Raw genomic sequence first — 18,374 nt, 5'->3', positions numbered from 1 at the left:
CTCATGACTGGCCCACTAATTGTGCAAAGCGACCGCACCGTGCTCTTGGAGGTCGCGCATCCCGATGCTGCCCAGGCCCGTCATGATCTGGCGGTGTTTGCCGAACTCGAACGCGCCCCCGAACATATCCACACCTACCGCATCACCCGGCTGGGGCTGTGGAACGCGCGCGCTGCCGGTCACAGCGCCGACGAGATGCTGAACACCCTCAACTTGTACGCCAAGTTCCCACTGCCCGAGGCCCTGGTTACCGATCTGCGCGACACGGTGGCACGCTACGGCCGGCTCGTTATCGAACGCGACGATGAGGGGCTGGTGATGCACAGCAGCGATCCGGCCGTGCTCGAGCAGGTTTCTCGCAACAAGCAGATCGCGACAATGCTCGCTGGCAAGCTGGGCGATGACGCCTACCGGGTGGCAGACTGGGCGCGCGGTTCACTCAAACAGCAGCTCGTCAAACTCGGCTGGCCCGCCGAAGACCTCGCCGGATACACGCCCGGCACCCCGCACGACATCAGCCTCAATGAAGACGGTTGGCAGCTGCGCAATTACCAGCAGCAGGCGGTTGACCAGTTTTTCAAACATGGTTCGGGTGTGGTGGTACTCCCCTGCGGTGCTGGCAAAACTATCGTCGGTGCCGGAGCGATGGCGGCCGCCGACACCACCACGCTCATTCTGGTGACCAATACTGTCTCGGCACGACAGTGGCGTGACGAGCTATTGCGCCGCACTTCACTCACCGAGGATGAAATTGGTGAGTATTCGGGCGAATCAAAAGAAATCAAACCGGTCACCATCGCCACCTATCAGATCCTCACCTCGCGTCGAAAGGGCGAGTACACGCACCTTTCGCTCTTGGATGCGCTCGACTGGGGACTGATCGTTTACGACGAGGTGCATCTGTTGCCGGCCCCGGTGTTCAAGCTCACTGCCGATCTGCAGGCGCGCCGTCGGCTCGGGCTCACCGCCACGCTGGTGCGCGAAGACGGCCGTGAAAGCGATGTGTTCTCGCTCATCGGCCCAAAGCGGTTCGATGCGCCATGGAAAGAAATCGAAGAGCAGGGCTTTATCTCGCCGGCGGAATGCTTTGAGGTGCGAATCGATCTGCCCTACGAAGACCGGATGCAATACGCCTCCGCCGGCGACGATCAGCGGTATCGCATCGCGGCGACGGCGCCCGCAAAACTGGATGTGGTGAAACAGCTGGTGGCCAAGCACGCTGGCGAACGCATCCTCATCATCGGTCAATATCTCGACCAGATCGATGAAGTTTCCGCCGCGCTCGATGTGCCCGCACTCACCGGGCAAACTCCGGTTGCCGAGCGTGAAGAGTTGTTTGCAGCGTTCCGATCGGGTGCCGAGCCGGTGCTCGTGGTGTCGAAGGTGGCAAATTTTTCGGTTGATCTGCCGGATGCATCGGTGGCCATCCAAATCTCCGGATCGTATGGTTCGCGGCAGGAGGAGGCACAGCGCCTCGGCCGGCTGCTGCGCCCGTCATCCAGCGGCATCAGCGCGTCGTTCTACACGCTGGTTTCCCGCGACACGGTCGACCAAGACTTCGCGCAAAACCGCCAGCGTTTTCTCGCCGAGCAGGGTTACTCATACTCGATTCTCGACGCTGACGACCTCGGGGCGTAACGCAACGGGTCACGAGCTACCCGTCAGCAGCCCAACAGGGCACATTCAGCAACCGCGCGGAATAATGATCCACATGACTGATGGTGGACCCAAGATTCTGGTCGTCGACGACGAACCGAACATTCGCGAACTTTTGAGCACGAGCCTGCGTTTCGCAGGATTCATGGTGCGCACGGTGGGCAATGGCTCGGGCGCAATTGCCGCGGTAATCGATGAAGAACCCGACCTCATCGTGCTCGACGTCATGCTTCCCGACATGTCAGGTTTCGCTGTCACCAAGCGCCTGCGCGCATCCGGTTACACCTCGCCGATTCTTTTCCTGACGGCAAAGGATGACACCGACGACAAAATCGAGGGTCTCAACTCGGGTGGCGATGACTACGTCACCAAACCCTTCAGCCTCGACGAAATCGTGGCGCGTATTAAAGCCATTTTGCGCCGCACCATGCAGACCGAAGAAGAGGCGGTTATCCGCGTGGGTGACCTCACGATGGACCAGGACACGCACGAAGTGTTCATCAACGACGACCCGGTCGACCTGTCTCCCACCGAATTCAAACTGCTGCGCTACCTGATGCTCAACCCCAACCGGGTGCTGTCAAAAGCGCAGATCCTCGATCACGTGTGGGAATACGACTTCAACGGCGATGCGGGCATCGTCGAGTCGTACATTTCGTATCTGCGCCGCAAACTCGACAAGCACACCGAAGAGCCGCTGATCCAAACCAAGCGCGGCTTCGGATACATGCTCAAGGTGCCGGGCACCAAGGTATAGCACCGTGGCCAAGCGGCTGCCCCGCTGGGACCACATTTCGATGCGGAACCAGCTCACACTTGTCAATGTTGCGCTGTTAATGCTGTCACTCGTGGTGGCCGGAATCGGCACCACGCTACTGCTACGACCGACGCTCGTGAACCAGGTCGATAGCTCGCTGCTGGCGATCGCGGCCGACCCGTCGCTGGTTGTCGGCACCGATCTCACCACCGGCAGATTCGGCTACGACGATATCCAGACCGCACCACAGCCCTACTATGTTGCGCTGCTCGACAGCGACACCGGGCGCCTGCTGGTTGACAACCGCAGCTCAAATCGCGGCGAAGCAGCCCCGGATGTTTCGGGCCTGGTGACGCTCGAGCACCAACCTGACGGTCGCACCTACACCATCTTCGAGGTGCGTGATTCTCTGGGTTCGGCCTGGCGTACCGTCACCGTGTTCCAGCCCGAGTACGCCGCTGACGAGGTGCAGGGGGTGCTGGTGGTTGCCACCCCGATGTCGGCCGTGAACGCCACCATGGCGAGTTTTCTCGCAATTTTCTCGGGTTTTGGGCTCTCGGTGCTCATCTTCGCGGCCGCACTCACTCGACTGCTGGTGTCGATTACGCTGCAACCGCTACGCCAGGTGGAGTCGACCGCGATGGCATTCGCAGCCGGTGACTACGAGCAGCGGCTGCCAGAGCTGACCCCAAACACCGAGGTTGGGCGACTATCACGCTCGTTGAACACCATGCTCGGTCGCATCGACTCAGCTTTCGATGAGCGCGACCGCACGATTTTGCAGATGCGCCGATTTGTTGGGGATGCCAGCCACGAATTGCGCACGCCACTGGTGACCGTGCGCGGCTACGCCGAGCTGTACCGGATGGGCGCGCTGAGCGACGACCAAAAAGTCGGCCAGGCAATGGATCGCATTGAGGGCGAAGCGAAGCGCATGGCGGGCCTTGTTGAAGACCTGCTGCAGCTGGCACGCCTCGATGAGCACCGCGAGATGCCAAAAGACGTCATCGATCTCGAACCGATCGTTGATGATGCCGCGCTTGACACTAACGCGCAGGCTCCCGACCGCACGGTGCGTGTGCATCCAATTCGAGTGTTTGTAGCGGGCGACGATTTCAACGCCCAGCAGAGCGCCTTTGGCGCGCCCACAACCGGTGCCGCAGCACCCGATGAACCGGCTCCGAAGTCGGCGACCGTTGCTGCCCACGCTGCCGAGCGCCCGCAACGCAAGGGTGCCGGCCGCATCCGCATCCCCGGCCTGGGCCGCAAACGCCGCACACAGCCAGACGAGGCCGCCCGCGAGGCTGGCACCGACCAGGTGACCGAGCAGGCCCCCGAAACAACCGAGTATCCGGGTGAATCGGATGTGCCGGCAATGATCTACGCCAATAGCGACAAAGTGCGCCAGGCCGTGCAAAACATCATCGGTAACGCGCTGCGCTACACGCCCGCGGGATCGCCGCTCGAGCTCGGCATCGTGCTGAATGTGCCCGATAAACAGGCGACGGTTGAAATTATTGACCACGGTCCGGGTATTCCGGCCGAAACCCGCAAACAGATTTTTCAGCGCTTCTGGCGTGCCGACACTTCTCGCGACCGGCAGACCGGTGGCACTGGCCTGGGCCTGGCAATCGTGTCGGCGATCATGCAGGCGCATGACGGCACGGTGGATGTGGTTGAAACACCCGGTGGTGGCGCGACCTTCCGGCTGCACTTCCCGCTGTTGACCGCACCCCCTGTGGAAAGTGATGCATCCACAGAATGATCCAGGTCGGCGCCGCGCAAGTTGCGGCGCCGATACCTTTTTCGGTGTCACCCACAACGAGGGGGTGTGGGGACGCAGAGAAAGGGAATCTCATGGCACAGTATCGAGTCGACAGTGATGAGCTTGCGGGCGCGGTGGGCGCGACCCACTCGCAGATTGATCAGGTGCGCTCAGCAGCGGCACAGTTGACGGCAACACTCACCGCGCTCGAAAGCAGCTGGACCGGCCAGGGGTCGGCCGCGTTCCAAAACGCCGTTCAAGAATGGCGCACCGCGCAGCTGACGGTTGAGGATGCGATTGCCAGCATCAACCAGGCACTCGGACAGGCCGCCGACCAGTACGGCAGTGCCGAGGCCAACGTTGCCCGAATGTTCTCGGTTTAGGGGGCGGTCCGCTACTGAGCTCAGACGATTGATTCGCACAAAAAGCCGCGGGCGGCAGATGGGACCAAGCCATCTGCCGCCCGCGGCGGCTACCGCAAAGACTCGCTTAGAAGTCCATACCTGCGGTCGGGTCGGCGGCCGGAGCGGCGCTCGGCGGCACCGGCTTGTCGGCAACGACTGCCTCGGTGGTGAGGAACAGACCGGCGATCGAAGCCGCGTTCTGCAGCGCCGAGCGGGTCACCTTCACCGGGTCGAGGATGCCGGTTGCGATCATGTCAACGTACTCACCGGTTGCGGCGTTGAGGCCGTGACCGGTTTCGAGGTTGCGAACCTTTTCGGCAACCACACCGGCTTCGAGACCGGCGTTAATCGAGATCTGCTTGAGCGGTGCGTCGAGGGTGGCGCGCACGATGCTGGCACCGGTTGCTTCGTCACCGTCGAGTTCGAGCGCGTCGATGACGGCACCCGACTGTGCGAGCGCAACGCCACCACCGGCGACGATACCCTCTTCCACTGCTGCCTTAGCGTTACGCACAGCGTCCTCGATGCGGTGCTTGCGTTCCTTCAGCTCAACCTCAGTGGCGGCACCGGCCTTGATGACAGCAACACCACCGGCGAGCTTGGCGAGACGCTCCTGCAGCTTCTCGCGGTCGTAGTCCGAGTCGCTGTTTTCGAGCTCGGCCTTGATCTGGGCGACGCGACCCTCGATCTGCTCCTGAGCGCCAGCGCCCTCGATGATGGTGGTCTCGTCCTTGGTGATCACGACCTTGCGAGCCTGGCCGAGCATGTCGAGAGTTGCGTTCTCGAGTTTGAGGCCGACCTCTTCCGAGATGACCTGGCCACCGGTCAGGATAGCGATGTCCTGCAGCATGGCCTTGCGGCGGTCACCGAAGCCGGGAGCCTTCACCGCAACCGACTTGAAAATACCGCGGATCTTGTTCACCACGAGAGTGGCGAGCGCCTCGCCGTCAACGTCTTCGGCGATGATGAGCAGCTGCTTACCGGCCTGCATCACCTTGTCAACGACCGGGAGGAGGTCCTTGACGTTCGAGATCTTGCTGTTGGCAATGAGGATGTAGGGGTCTTCGAAAACAGCTTCCTGACGCTCAGCGTCGGTCACGAAGTACTGCGAGAGGTAGCCCTTGTCGAAGCGCATACCCTCGGTGAGCTCGAGGGTGGTGCCGAAGGTGTTCGACTCTTCGACGGTGACAACGCCTTCCTTGCCAACAGTGTCGATGGCTTCGGCAATGATTTTGCCGATCTCGGGGTCGGCCGCCGAGATCGATGCGGTTGCCGCGATCTGGTCCTTGGTCTCAACTTCCTTGGCGGTCTGCAGCAGGTGCTCAGTAACAGCAGCAACTGCCTTGTCGATACCGCGCTTCACCGACACCGGGTCGGCACCGGCTGCGACGTTGCGAAGGCCCTCGCGCACGAGTGCCTGGGCGAGCACGGTAGCGGTGGTGGTGCCGTCACCGGCGACGTCATCGGTCTTCTTGGCAACTTCCTTAACGAGCTCGGCACCGATCTTCTCGAACGGGTCCTCGAGTTCAATTTCCTTTGCGATCGAAACACCGTCGTTGGTGATGGTGGGGGCACCCCACTTCTTCTCGAGCACAACGTTGCGGCCGCGCGGGCCGAGGGTCACCTTAACGGTGTCGGCGAGTACGTTCAGGCCACGCTCGAGACCGCGACGGGCCTCTTCATCAAAGGTGATGATCTTCGACATAAGTTATTGGGTCCTTTCCCGGACGGAAGCTTTCGGTCCTGGCAATTTGCACTCACAAGATCCGAGTGCCAGGTCCATATTTGCACTCGCTACCTGTGAGTGCAAGCCGAGCCATGAGCTTGCGCCGAGGGCGAACAGCGCGCCGCAGCCTCGCATCCAGACTGATATTTCCGGGCCGGTAATGACCAAACGCATTGCGGCTGGGAACGCAAAAATAAATCGGGCAGGCAAAAACACCCACCCGATTTCAGACACCGCGCCGCAGCCGCCGCAATTACGAGCTGGCTACCCGCACATCCTCGGCCTGCTGGCCCTTCGGACCGTCAACGATGTTGAATTCCACGCGCTGTCCCTCATCCAGGGTGCGGAAGCCATCCATCTCGATCGACCTGTAGTGCACAAACACGTCTGGCGCATTTTTTTCATCAGGGGTGATGAATCCGAAGCCCTTCTCGGCGTTGAACCACTTGACTGTTCCGGTTGCCATGGGGCCATCCATCCTGTCGTCTATTTTTTGCCACCGCACAATCAGCAAGCGGCACTAACAGGGCGAACGTATGCCATCCAGGTGTGCCGCTCGTGTCCATACGGCAAGCACCAGTTGAACGTTAAGAGAATCTCGTCGGGCGCTCGGCAGCGTCGCATCGAGCTGCCCGGGGAGCACTAGCCCGAGATCAGACCGAGCGAATCATCCCCGAGCACAACCACCACGGTGCCGGGCGTGGCATAGTCGGTGTTCACGGCAACCGCCCCAAACCCGAGCGTCGCAACAACGGCCTCTGCGGTGGGCAGTTCTTCTTCCGAAGCAACATAGACCATGGTGGTGGGGTTGTCGTAGCTATCGGCGTCACCCACATCGGCAATGGTCCAGCCATCGGCGGTCAGCAAATCGCTACCCGCGGTGGCCAGGCCGCCCGAACCCTCACCGTTGAGCACCGTAACCGGCATCGTCTTGTCTGGTTCAGGAGTGGTTTCGGTCGGAGTTGGCGTCGGCGTGGGGGTGGCCGACGCTGACTGCGTGGGCTGCGCTTTATTGCTGCCGAGCGAGGCGGTGAACTGCACCTGGCGGTCGATCGCCCACATGACTCCAACACCAATCGCCACCAGCACCAACACCGAGGCCAGCGCAATCAGCCACGAGCCAAGTTTCGAAAGCCGTGTGCGCGGGGCACGGTGGGCACCGCGCCGCTGCACCGACTTCGGAAACTCATCGAATCGATCTTTGGGGTAGTTCGCCAAGCTCGTGAATCCTTTACTGGGCTGCCTGATTATTGGGCTAACCGTGCCGAGGTGCCGAAACGGCGCGCACGCATTTCGTCTCGCCGTTGCTGCAAGCGGCGCACCAACTGCGGGTTGGCACGCAACGCAGCGGGCGTGTCAATCAGCGTACTCAAGGTCTGGTAGTAGCGGGCTGATGTAAGCCCGAACTCTCGCCGAAGCAGGTCTTCTTTTGCTCGCGTGTGCTGCGGATGCGACTCTTCGAAAGCGAGCAGCTGTAGTTCCAGCTCGGTTAATTCCATCGTCGCCTCCTTTCCGCGAGCATGTTTTTTGAGTTTACTCCGCACCGCCCGGCGCAAATCAATTGCCGCGCGGTATCGTGCGAAGCATCCATTTTCCCCCCTGCCGAAAGCGAGTGCCGTGAACGCATCCGAACGCACCGACGAACAGTGGCGCGAAATCCTCGACGCCAGCGCCTACCACGTGTTGCGTGAGGCCGGTACCGAGCGGCCCTTCAGTGGTGAATACAACGAACACTGGGAAGCGGGGCACTATGTGTGCCGCGGATGCGGCAATGAGCTGTTTCGTGCCGAAACAAAATTCGACGCCGGCTGCGGTTGGCCGAGTTTTTGGGAACCGCTGCGTCCCGAGGCGGTCACCGAGCACGAAGACAATTCGCTCGGGATGCGACGGGTCGAGATTCGCTGTGCGGAGTGTGGCGGGCACCTCGGGCATGTGTTCCCCGACGGTTTTGGCACCCCCACCGGCAACCGCTACTGCATGAATTCGGTGGCGCTGCGGTTTGTGCCCGATGGCGAGGTATCGCAGTAGCGGCGCGCTTAGCTTCGTTTTGACGCCGCCTTCGCTGGCCTTTCGCGTCCCCGGCGCGTGAGTTCAGCGGAAGATTTGGCCCCTTCGATGGCGCATGGCGCTTCGAAGCCTCAAAATCTTCCGAGTTCCTCACTGTGCCTACGCTTCCAGATGCTTGAATTGGCACATGTTGACGCTCGAAGATCTCTTCCCGCCGTACCAGCTACAGATCCGCTGCGGCGATGTCGAGATGCGAGTACTGCGCGACGACGATATTCCCGAAATTGTGGAGCTCATCCGCAGTGGGATCACCGATGCCAGCTTGCCGATGCCGTTTCTTGCAGACTGGCACGCGCTGCCGTTTCAGCTGGGGGTCGTTGACCAACAACCCGCTCACTCTCTGAGCTGGTGGTGGCAGCAGCGGGCAACGGTAGCTGCCGACAACTGGAAACTCCCGCTGATTGTGCGCCGTGGCGGAGTAGCCGTCGGTATGCAGGATGTGATGGCGGAAGACTTCCCGCAGCGACGCAGCATCGAGTCGGGATCATGGCTTGCTTCCAAGTGGCATGGACAGGGCATTGGCACGCGCATGCGGCAGATGATGGTGACGCTTGCTTTCGATGAGCTGGATGCACTCGAGTGCCGCTCCGGCTATATCGAAGGGAATGCCGCGTCAGCCGCGGTCAGCCGAAAGACCGGCTACGTCGATGTCGGTGCTCGCCGAATCGTGCAACGGAATGGTGGCGAACTGGTGGGGGTCATCGAGCATGAAGTGTGTGTGACGCCGGCGACGTTCATCCGCCCGACCGAACCGATCGAGATCAGCGGTGCCGACGCATTGCGCCGTTTTTTCAAAATCGAACGCTTTTAGGCCGCGCGATCTCGACTTTTTCTTGGAGCCCGCTACAGGACTCGAACCTGCGACCTGCTGTTTACAAGACAGCTGCTCTACCAACTGAGCTAAGCGGGCATCTCGTCAATATTAGCCCGTCTTGCGCGGCTTTCGTTACCAGCCGTCGACCACGCGCTGTATTACGCGCTCATGTAACAGCGGGCGCCGCTCAGGCCGGGGCCGCTAGCATGTATCCCTATGGCTGCAGTGACGTTCAAAGGCGTAACCCGCCGCTTTCCCGGCGCAAGCAAAAATGCCGTGGATGCACTCGATCTAGAGATTGCCGACGGCGAGTTTCTCGTGCTGGTTGGCCCGTCGGGATGCGGTAAGTCAACGACGCTGCGCATGCTTGCCGGTCTCGACCCAGTGGATGGGGGCGAAATTTTTGTCGGCGATCAGAACGTCACCGACACCGCCCCCGAAAATCGCGATATTGCGATGGTGTTCCAAAACTACGCGCTGTACCCGCATATGACAGTGGCGAACAATATGGGGTTTGGGCTGCGCACCCGAAAAACTCCGAAGGCCGAGATTGAGGCGCGCGTGCGCGAGGTGGCCAAGATGCTTGATCTTGAAGACCTCCTCGACCGGCAGCCGTCAGATCTTTCGGGTGGTCAGCGTCAGCGCGTGGCGATGGGTCGCGCGATCGTGCGCCGCCCGCAGGTGTTTTTGATGGATGAACCGCTGTCAAACCTGGATGCGAAACTGCGCGTGCAGACTCGCGCCCAGATCACTTCGCTGCAGCGCGAACTCGGCACCACAACGGTGTATGTCACGCACGACCAGACCGAGGCGATGACCATGGGCCACCGCATCGCGGTGCTCAATGACGGCCAGTTGCAGCAGCTTGGCACGCCGCGAGAGCTCTACGATTACCCCGCGAACGAGTTCGTCGGTCGGTTCATCGGATCGCCCGCGATGAGCGTGTGGACCGCTGAGATCCGCAACGGCGCCCTCAAATTTGGGGATGCATCGGTGCCGCTACCGGCGGGTCACACTGACGGTTCGGTGCGTGCCGGCGTGCGACCGGAAGATTTCCGCATTGTCGCCGCCGACGAGCCCGGTATTGATTTCACGGTTGAGATTGTTGAAGAGCTCGGATCCGTCGCCTACCTGTATGGCAAGGCGCAGCTGGGTGGCTCCGGCGAAGCGCCCACCGATGTGGTGGTGCGTCGCACCGGCCGCGACCACCCCGAACGGGGTGCGAGCGTGCGCATCGGCGTAGATCCGGAGCGGGTGCATCTTTTTGATGCCGAAACCGGCGACCGGGTCTCCCTCGCCAGCTAGCCGCGTTCGCTACTCGGCAGCGGCGCGCAGTCGAGACACCTCGTAGAGTGCAACCGAGGTGGCGATTCCCGCATTCAGCGATTCGGTGGCCGAATCGATCGGAATCGACGCGATCGCGTCGCACAGCTCTGCGGTGAGCCTGGAAAGCCCCTTCCCCTCCGAACCAACAACGATCAGCAGCGGCGAGGTCGCCAGGTCGAGCCCCGGCAGCTGCACATCTCCCCCGCCGTCAAGCCCAATCACGAACACCCCGGCGCGTTTGAAATCGGCGATGGTGTTGTTGAGGTTGCCCGCGAGCGCCACTGGAAGCCGCGCTGCCGCACCCGCCGAGGTGCGCCAGGCTGCAGCGGTCATCCCCGCTGAGCGGCGCTGCGGCACGATCACACCCTGGCCACCGAACGCTGCGGTCGAGCGCACAATGGCACCGAGGTTACGGGGGTCAGTAACACCGTCGAGCGCAACGAATAGCGGCACTTGGGCGCGCGAAATCGCATCCTGTAGCAGGGTCACTGGGTCGGCGTACTCGTAGGCGGGCACCTTAATCGCCACCCCCTGATGGATGGTGTCGAACGGCACCATCCGGTCAAGTTCGGGACGGGTGATTTCGAGCATTGGGATATTGCGTTTGGCAGCCAGCTGCACAATTTCGCGAATCCGGTCATCGACCTCGATGTGCTGGGCCACATAAACCGTGGTTGCCGGGATCTGGGCGCGCAGCGCTTCGACCGCCGCGTTGCGTCCGGTCACGAGTTCAGCACCATCGGGCATGGCGGGGCGACGACGCTGTGGACGTGCTTTAGCTCGCTCTTTCGCCTCGGCTGCTGCGCGGCGCCGACGGTCTTTCGCCCAGTGGCGGTCTTCGGCCCGCGGAGTTGGGCCGCGGCCCTCGAGCGCCTTACGGCCGTGACCGCCGGTGCCTTTGCGGGGCTTGCCTTTTTTGCCAGTGTTGCTCATCAGCTCACGCTCCAGTGTGCCCCGTTGGGGGTGTCTTCCACGTTGATTCCGGCAGCCGCGAGCGAGTCGCGGATCCGGTCGGCGGTGGTCCAGTCTTTATCGGCTCGGGACTGCGCGCGCTGCTCCAGCAGCGCCCGAACCAGGGTGTCGAGGGCGGCGAAAGTTGTGTCGCCGTCTTCGGATGCATCCGCCCATTCTTCCGCATACGGGTCGCAGCCGAGCACATCCAGCATGATCCGCACCTGCAGCGCCAACCGCGCAGCCTCGTCGGTGTTGCCAGCGTCGAGTGCCTGGTTCCCCGCCGTGACAGCCTCGTGAATCGCTGCCACGGCCTGCGGCACACCGAAATCATCGAACATCGCCGCGGTGAAGGCTTCGGGCACGGCGACATCGCTGGTGCGAAGGGACGCCTGGGTGCTCAGGTCGGCTCCCGCTCGCCCAGCACGTTCCAAAAACCCTTCGATGCGCTCGAACCCGGCCTCAGCTTCGCGATACGCATCTTCGGACAGCTCGATTGTGGAGCGGTAGTGGGCCGATCCAAGCAGATAGCGCACGATGATCGGGCGGTGCTCATCAAGCAGCTGCCGGGCAGAAACCACATTGCCCACCGACTTCGACATCTTGGTGCCGCCGAGCGAAACCAGCCCGTTGTGCAGCCAGTGTCGGGCGAACGCGTCGCCCGCGGCGCGCGATTGGGCGAGTTCATTTTCGTGGTGCGGGAAGCGCAGGTCGCGACCGCCACCGTGCAGGTCAAACTCACTGCCGAGGTATTTCGTCGACATTGCCGAGCACTCAATGTGCCAGCCCGGCCGACCCTCGCCCCAGGGCGATTCCCAGGCCGCCGACTCAGGTTCATTCGGCTTGTGCCCCTTCCACAGGGCGAAGTCTTGCGGTGAGCGCTTCGCCCGCACAGGCCCGTCACCGGCTTCCATATCGCCCACCTGCTGATGAGTGAGCTCACCGTAGTGCGCCCAGCTGGCGGTGTCGAAGTACACGTCTCCCGAGCCGTCCTCGGCCGGGTAGGCGTGACCGCGCTCAATCAGCCGCGCAATAATTGCTTGCATTTCTGGGATGGATGCGGTTGCCCGCGGCTCGTAGGTGGGTGCGAGCACCCGCAAGGCACGATAGGCCGCATTGAACTCGCCCTCGACTCGGTACGCGAGCGCCCACCAGGGTTCGTGTTCGGTGGCGTTCGCGAGGGTCTTGTCATCGATATCGGTGACATTACGCACGAGCACCACGCGCAGCCCGGTGCGTTCAAACCAGCGCCGGATCTGGTCGTACACCAGCGCCGATCGCAGGTGCCCGACGTGCGGGGCTGATTGAACCGTCGGCCCACAGACATACATCGTCACAACGCCCTCGTTCAGGGGCGTGAAGTCAACGAGCTGCTGTTGGCGGGTGTCATATAGGCGTTGCATCACGCAGCCGATTCTACTTGGGCACAACCGGCACCCGCGCGAGCAATCGCGCTATGCGCGCGTGATGGTGGCTACGGCCACAGCGAATACGCCCTCGGTGCGTCCGGTAAACCCGAGTCCGTCGCTGGTGGTGGCCGAAACCGAAACCGGCGCGCCAATATATTCGCTCAGCACTCGCCCGGCTTCAAAGATCCGGTCGCCAAATCGTGGCCGACGACACACCACCTGTACGGATGCATTGAGCGGTCGCCATCCGGCTTCGGCGAGCAGTTCGACCGTGCCACGCAAGAAGACTTCACCGCTGGCTCCCGCATATCGAGGATCGGCAGTACCGAATCGCGAGCCGATAGTGCCGAGCCCGGCAGCGCCAAGCAGCGCATCCACGATGGCGTGCGCCGCCGCATCCCCGTCTGAGTGACCGGAAAGCCCTGGCTCGTTGGGAAAGTACAGCCCGGCAAGCCAGCACTCGCAATCGGTGTCGAAGGCGTGCGCGTCGGTACCAATACCCACTCGCAGGGCAGCGAGCGGGTCGCTGGCGGTTTCGGGATGCGCGAGCAGTTGTTCTGCGCGGGCAAGGTCGGCCGGCGTGGTCACTTTGAACGCCAGCGGCGACCCGGCGATGGTCTGCACTTCACCGCCTGCCTGCGCAAACGTTCCGGCGTCATCGGTCGCCGATTGATTGTCGGCCAGTCGGTACGCTTCGCGCAGCGCTGCCGCGGGGAACCCCTGCGGGGTTTGCACTGCGCGCAGGGTTGAGCGGTCGGGGGTGCCGATCACGCGGCCATCGCCGGACACTTCTTTCACGGTGTCGTACACCGGCAGCACCGGGATGATTCCGGTGCCGGTCGCCCGCACCGCGCCCGCAACCTCGGCAATCAAGGACGCGGGGGTGAGTGCGCGGGCGGCATCGTGGACGAGCACCACATCGCATTCGGGCAGTTGCGCGAGTGCGAGCGAGACGGATTCGGTGCGGCTTTGACCACCATCCACCACCGCCAACGACTCGAGTCGCGCGCCCAGCGGCGCCAACGCGTCGGCCGCCAGCTGCTGTGCCAGTTCGGCAAGCGCGGTGTCGCCAGCGGGCACCGAGATGCTCACTGCGATGCGGCCGGGCAGCTGCCGCAGCCCGCGCAGAGTGTGCACCAGCATCGGCTCGCCGGCAAGCGGCACGAACGCTTTCGGCATCCCCGCCCCCAGGCGCGTGCCACTACCAGCAGCAACGACCACCACGCCGGTGCGCGGTGGTCGTTGCATTACAGCTTGTTTGTCCACTTGGTTTTCGAAGACTGAGTTCTCGAAGCCGGGTTCACAAAGCGGTTGTGCCTTATTGAAACTGCGGCCGGTTCAGCGAGCGATTATGACTCGAGAACCTTGTCGAGGTGCTCGTTCGCGGCTTCTTCGTCGGTGTCTTGTGCCAGTGCGAGCTCTGAGACGAGCACCTGGCGAGCCTTCGCGAGCATCCGCTTTTCACCCGCCGACAGGCCCTTGTCTTGGTCGCGACGCCAAAGGTCACGAACCACTTCCGAAACCTTGATGACATCGCCCGATGAGAGCTTTTCTTGGTTCGATTTGTATCGACGCGACCAGTTAGTGGGTTCTTCGGTAAGCGGCGCGCGCAGCACGTCGTACACTTCCTGCAAACCAGCGTCGTCGATCACATCACGCACACCGACCAGCTCGACGTTGTGGGCGGGGACCTCAATCGTCAGGTCGCCCTGGGCAACGTTCAGCTTCAGAAAGGTCACCTCTTCGCCGCGAATGACTCGAGTCTTGACTTCTTCGATTGTCGCCGCACCGTGGTGGGGGTAGACAACGGTCTCTCCGACCTCAAGATTCATAGACAGGGTCTCCTTCCTAAGTGGTCAATTTTACCACGAATTGGTGCTAGTATTCCCCGCCTGAATCAACCGCCCCAGCCGAACGACACGAATCGGTCACACAATCGGCTACGCTGAAGGTTGACCACGTGAGCGCGGCAGTTGAAGGTGTTGCTCGCTCGCACATTTCTACGGGAGGCTCCTGCAGTGAAGTTCCGCGCCGTCGCCGCATCCGCACTGGCCCTCGCCCTCGCGGCGGGGCTCACCGGCTGCAACCTCATCAGCCCACAGCGCACGACCATGGAATATGCCGCCAGCGACGGCGTGCACGCATCCGTTGGTGATCTCGAGGTTCGCAATGCGCTGCTCATCGTCGACTCCGACACTCAAGATGTGAACGAGGCCAACCTCGTGCTCAGCGTCATTACCGAGTCAGACACCCCCGCAACCCTCGAGGTTGCCATCGACGGCGGCTCAACCGTGAGCATCCCCGTCGAAAAGACCAGAACAAACAAGGGCCTGGTCAAGGTCGGCTTCGACGAGGCCGGCGCGCAGATCGTAACCGGCAAGTTCCGCTCGGGTGACACTGTCAATGTGACCTTCCGCTCGGCCGGCAGCGAGGCGACCGCAACGGTGCCGGTGCTTGGCGCTGACAACCCCGAGAATGTGCTCGACGAGTACAAGACTCTCGCCCCCAGCCAGATTCAGCCCAGCGACGCAGCCGAGACTGCAACCCCCGCCCCGGTGGCGACCGAAAATGAGGCTCCTGTTGAGGAGACTAACGAGTAGTCGATAATCACCTAAAACGCTGCGGGGCGCATCCAGTTCGGATGCGCCCCGCAGCGTTTTGCTTAGCCCTCGAAGCGATAGCCGAGACCGCGGACGGTCACCAGCAGTTTCGGTGATGACGGGGTCTCTTCAATCCGCGAGCGGATGCGCTTGATGTGCACGTCAAGCGTCTTCGTGTCACCGTAGTAGTCGGGGCCCCAAACACGGTCGATGAGCTGGCCGCGGGTGAGCACACGACCGGCGTTGCGAAGCAGATATTCGAGCAGCTCGAACTCTTTCAGGGGCATCTGGGTCAGCTCACCGCGCACCGTGACGGTGTGTCGGTCGACATCCATACGGATATCGTTCACTTCCACAATGCCGTCATTCTCGTCGTTCTCGGCCTGTTCACTGCGGCGCAGTACGGCACGGATGCGCGCGAGCAGCTCCCGAGTCGAGTAGGGCTTGGTGACATAGTCGTCGGCGCCGAGTTCGAGCCCCACGATGATGTCGACCTCGCTGTCTTTTGCGGTGAGCATGATGATGGGCACATTTGAAGTCATGCGAATCTGCTTGCACACCTCGCTACCGGGAATCCCGGGCAGCATGAGGTCGAGAAGCACCATGTCAGCACCGTCCCGATCGAACATTTCAATCGCTTCGGTGCCATCTTCTGCCACCTCTACATCGAACCCTTCCCTTTTCAGCAGGAACGACAGCGGTTCGTGCAGGGAGGCTTCGTCTTCAACAATCAGAATTCGTGTCACACAACCATTGTGCATACAGCAGGCTAACCGGAGGTTAATTCTGCCTTCTTCCGCGTGGTGTAATTGCCACCGGTGGGCAGTCGCGATGCCGGGTATGGGATGTTTACTGCTCCGGCACCGATAGCGGAATCGGATTGATCTTGGGCGCTTCCGCCGAGTCGCTGCCGGGCTTGAAAGCTTCGATCAGCGGCAGTCGAACCGTGAAGGTCGACCCCTTGCCCAACTGCGACCAGACGGCAATATCACCGCCGTGATTTTCAACCACGTGGCGCACGATGCTGAGCCCCAGTCCGGTGCCGCCAGTGTTGCGTGAGCGCGCCGAATCGACTCGATAAAAGCGTTCAAAAATACGCTTTTGATCCTCCTCCGAAATGCCGATGCCCTGATCGGTCACCGAAATCTCCACCACATCGCCCTGCCTGCGGGCGCCGACGCCCACTCGCGAGCCGGCCGGTGAATACGAGATGGCGTTGGTGATGAGGTTCTGCATACACATGACCAACAAGCGCGGGTCACCCCAAACCACCAGGTCGGGATCAACCCGCACGCTCACGGTGGCCGACTTACCTTCGGCGATGGTCACGGTCTGGTCGACGGCGCTTGAAACCACATCGGCGATATTGACGTCTTCAGCCTCCGCCATCGCATCGGTTGACTGCAGGCGCGAAAGATCGATAATTTCCCGCACAAGACGGGTGAGCCGGTCCCCCTCAATCAGCAGCCGGTTTGCAAAATATTCCACCTGCTCCTGGTCATCGGACGCCTCACCGATGGCTTCTGCAAGCAGTGTTACGGCACCGATCGGGGTTTTCAGCTCGTGCGACACATTCGCCACAAAATCGCGGCGCACCTCTTGCACGCGGATCGCCTCGGTGAGATCTTCAGCCAGCAGGATGAGGTAGCGCGGCGACAGCTGGTTGGCGCGGATGCGTACGGTAATCGCGGCATTACCGTAGGGGCCGCGCGGCAGCATTAGCTGCGTTTCACTGTGGTCATCGGCGCTCCAGGCGACCTGCGCCACCGCCTGTAGTCGCGGTGTGAGCCGGTTATCGCGGCTCACCAAACCTTTCACGGTCGCACCGGGCGATGCCCACACCACGTTGTATGAACGGTCGGTAACGATCGCCATTTGTGGCAGGGCTTTGAGCACTTCAATCACCGAATCGTTCAGCCGGGGTTCCAGCAGCTCGGCGAGGTTCTGCCGTCTGCGGTCCATCACCATGGTTACCGCGGTTGTGGCGACGCCAATGATCAGCCCAACAAGAAAAGTGATGAAAAGTGCGGCACCGACATGCATGTGGTCAAGGATACGGGCGACGTTTTCACCGAAACGTCACTTTGGACCGCTAACTTACTCCAGGTCACGGATTGGGCACGCACCATATGGGCTCACCGCATCCGTTGATGTCCAACATCGCAATCAAATGGGAGTTTTCAGTGCGCGAGGTTTTTCAGCAGGAACTAGCCAATATCCAGACCGGTCTCATCGAGGTTGCCGACGGTGTCGTGAACGCTATCCGTAACGCCACCCGCGCCTTCCAGACCTCGGACGTCGCGCTTGCCGACGAGGTCATCAGCAATGACATGAAAATTGACGAGGCCGCCGCACACATCGATGACCTCACCATCGAGGTGCTGCTGCTGCAGTCGCCGGTGGCTCGCGACCTGCGCTTCGTTGTTTCGACCATGCGTATTTCAAGCTCGCTTGAGCGTATGGGCGACCTCGCCGCGCACATCGCCCAGCTTGCCCGGATGCGGTTCCCCGTCGAGGTTTCGCCCGAGCCGCTGCGCGAACACTTCCGTGAAGCGGGCGAGCTCTGCGTCGCGCAGGCTGAGCGGGTGCGCAAGCTGATCGAGACCGAAGATTCGCAGCTGCTCGACGAAATTATCGCCAGCGACGACGCCAACGACGCCCTGCACAAGGAGGTGCTCAACGGCCTTTCGACAGTCGACGAGACAGTTCCCGCCGAGCAGGTGGTGGATGCGACCCTCGCGAACCGCTACTTCGAACGCTTCAGCGACCACGCGGTCGCCATTGCCAAGCGGATGCGCTACCTGCAGGAAGGCGCCGCAGCCGAGTAGGCAGCCACAACCATAGAAACGGCGGGTCCGGTTCAAGTTCGAACCGGACCCGCCGTTTTGGTTAGTATCGA

At 61.9% G+C, this 18,374-nt stretch carries 19 protein-coding genes and 1 tRNA gene; 9 read left to right on the top strand and 11 right to left on the bottom strand.

The features are described 5' to 3' along the window. Positions 1–3: 3 nt before the first annotated feature. The 4 genes from JMV54_RS06800 to JMV54_RS06785 all read left to right on the top strand — a co-directional run bounded on the left by JMV54_RS06800 (position 4) and on the right by JMV54_RS06785 (position 4,561). Complete coding sequence (locus JMV54_RS06800) at positions 4–1,638, top strand: DNA repair helicase XPB (protein WP_201518171.1); 1,635 nt, start codon at positions 4–6, stop codon at positions 1,636–1,638. Between the two features lie 73 nt (positions 1,639–1,711). Further along, positions 1,712–2,413, top strand: coding sequence for a response regulator transcription factor (locus JMV54_RS06795; protein ID WP_201518170.1), 702 nt, complete (start codon positions 1,712–1,714; stop codon positions 2,411–2,413). A gap of 4 nt (positions 2,414–2,417) precedes the next feature. Beyond that, a complete protein-coding gene (locus JMV54_RS06790; RefSeq protein ID WP_201518169.1) occupies positions 2,418–4,178 on the top strand; it encodes a sensor histidine kinase in 1,761 nt (586 codons plus the stop codon). A gap of 92 nt (positions 4,179–4,270) precedes the next feature. Then, a complete protein-coding gene (locus JMV54_RS06785) occupies positions 4,271–4,561 on the top strand; it encodes a WXG100 family type VII secretion target (protein ID WP_201518168.1) in 291 nt (96 codons plus the stop codon). 106 nt (positions 4,562–4,667) lie between these two features. On the opposite strand, the gene groL is transcribed toward JMV54_RS06785, so the two are convergent. From groL to JMV54_RS06765, 4 genes are all read right to left on the bottom strand, one after another. Then, on the bottom strand, positions 4,668–6,287 hold the full coding sequence (groL, locus tag JMV54_RS06780; RefSeq protein WP_201518167.1) for a chaperonin GroEL: 1,620 nt from the start codon (positions 6,285–6,287) through the stop codon (positions 4,668–4,670). A gap of 274 nt (positions 6,288–6,561) precedes the next feature. After that, positions 6,562–6,774, bottom strand: a complete 213-nt coding sequence (locus tag JMV54_RS06775; protein WP_201518166.1) for a cold-shock protein — start codon at positions 6,772–6,774, stop codon at positions 6,562–6,564. Positions 6,775–6,950: 176 nt separating this feature from the next. After that, positions 6,951–7,526: a LytR C-terminal domain-containing protein gene (locus tag JMV54_RS06770; protein ID WP_201518165.1), complete on the bottom strand. Its 576-nt coding sequence runs from the start codon at positions 7,524–7,526 to the stop codon at positions 6,951–6,953. Positions 7,527–7,555: 29 nt separating this feature from the next. After that, the gene (locus tag JMV54_RS06765) at positions 7,556–7,807 is read right to left on the bottom strand and encodes a DUF3263 domain-containing protein (RefSeq protein ID WP_201518164.1); all 252 of its coding nucleotides are present in this window, start codon (positions 7,805–7,807) and stop codon (positions 7,556–7,558) included. A gap of 118 nt (positions 7,808–7,925) precedes the next feature. Between JMV54_RS06765 and msrB the strand changes: the two genes are divergently transcribed. Together msrB and JMV54_RS06755 are read left to right on the top strand one after the other, a co-directional pair. Next, positions 7,926–8,336 (top strand): peptide-methionine (R)-S-oxide reductase MsrB, encoded by a 411-nt coding sequence (gene msrB, locus JMV54_RS06760; protein ID WP_201518163.1) that lies wholly within the window; start codon positions 7,926–7,928, stop codon positions 8,334–8,336. Between the two features lie 166 nt (positions 8,337–8,502). After that, complete coding sequence (locus JMV54_RS06755; RefSeq protein ID WP_201518162.1) at positions 8,503–9,186, top strand: GNAT family N-acetyltransferase; 684 nt, start codon at positions 8,503–8,505, stop codon at positions 9,184–9,186. A 23-nt stretch (positions 9,187–9,209) separates the two neighbouring features. Here JMV54_RS06755 and JMV54_RS06750 read toward each other — a convergent pair. Continuing rightward, positions 9,210–9,285: transfer RNA gene (locus JMV54_RS06750), tRNA-Thr, on the bottom strand. 120 nt (positions 9,286–9,405) lie between these two features. On the opposite strand from JMV54_RS06750, the gene JMV54_RS06745 reads away from it, so the two are divergent. Beyond that, positions 9,406–10,494: an ABC transporter ATP-binding protein gene (locus JMV54_RS06745; RefSeq protein ID WP_201518161.1), complete on the top strand. Its 1,089-nt coding sequence runs from the start codon at positions 9,406–9,408 to the stop codon at positions 10,492–10,494. 9 nt (positions 10,495–10,503) lie between these two features. On the opposite strand, the gene rlmB is transcribed toward JMV54_RS06745, so the two are convergent. From rlmB to JMV54_RS06725, 4 genes are all read right to left on the bottom strand, one after another. Continuing rightward, complete coding sequence (rlmB, locus tag JMV54_RS06740; protein WP_201518160.1) at positions 10,504–11,448, bottom strand: 23S rRNA (guanosine(2251)-2'-O)-methyltransferase RlmB; 945 nt, start codon at positions 11,446–11,448, stop codon at positions 10,504–10,506. Beyond that, entirely contained in the window at positions 11,448–12,872 is a 1,425-nt protein-coding gene (gene cysS / locus JMV54_RS06735; protein ID WP_201518159.1) for a cysteine--tRNA ligase, read from the bottom strand. The genes rlmB and cysS overlap by 1 nt, the downstream gene beginning before the upstream one ends. 48 nt (positions 12,873–12,920) lie before the next feature. Beyond that, on the bottom strand, positions 12,921–14,123 hold the full coding sequence (ispD, locus tag JMV54_RS06730; RefSeq protein WP_201518158.1) for a 2-C-methyl-D-erythritol 4-phosphate cytidylyltransferase: 1,203 nt from the start codon (positions 14,121–14,123) through the stop codon (positions 12,921–12,923). A 101-nt stretch (positions 14,124–14,224) separates the two neighbouring features. Next, positions 14,225–14,707 (bottom strand): CarD family transcriptional regulator, encoded by a 483-nt coding sequence (locus JMV54_RS06725; protein WP_201518157.1) that lies wholly within the window; start codon positions 14,705–14,707, stop codon positions 14,225–14,227. Between the two features lie 186 nt (positions 14,708–14,893). Between JMV54_RS06725 and JMV54_RS06720 the strand changes: the two genes are divergently transcribed. Beyond that, a complete protein-coding gene (locus tag JMV54_RS06720; RefSeq protein ID WP_201518156.1) occupies positions 14,894–15,475 on the top strand; it encodes a hypothetical protein in 582 nt (193 codons plus the stop codon). Between the two features lie 62 nt (positions 15,476–15,537). On the opposite strand, the gene JMV54_RS06715 is transcribed toward JMV54_RS06720, so the two are convergent. Together JMV54_RS06715 and JMV54_RS06710 are read right to left on the bottom strand one after the other, a co-directional pair. Continuing rightward, on the bottom strand, positions 15,538–16,221 hold the full coding sequence (locus JMV54_RS06715; protein ID WP_201518155.1) for a response regulator transcription factor: 684 nt from the start codon (positions 16,219–16,221) through the stop codon (positions 15,538–15,540). Positions 16,222–16,324: 103 nt separating this feature from the next. Continuing rightward, positions 16,325–17,518, bottom strand: a complete 1,194-nt coding sequence (locus JMV54_RS06710; protein ID WP_201518154.1) for a sensor histidine kinase — start codon at positions 17,516–17,518, stop codon at positions 16,325–16,327. A 107-nt stretch (positions 17,519–17,625) separates the two neighbouring features. On the opposite strand from JMV54_RS06710, the gene phoU reads away from it, so the two are divergent. After that, positions 17,626–18,303, top strand: coding sequence for a phosphate signaling complex protein PhoU (phoU, locus tag JMV54_RS06705; protein WP_338085377.1), 678 nt, complete (start codon positions 17,626–17,628; stop codon positions 18,301–18,303). Positions 18,304–18,374: the final 71 nt, after the last annotated feature.

Origin of the sequence: Gulosibacter hominis, assembly GCF_904842695.1 — a bacterium.
Lineage (GTDB): Bacteria > Actinomycetota > Actinomycetes > Actinomycetales > Microbacteriaceae > Gulosibacter > Gulosibacter hominis.
This window is presented reverse-complemented; position numbering and strand designations above follow the sequence as displayed.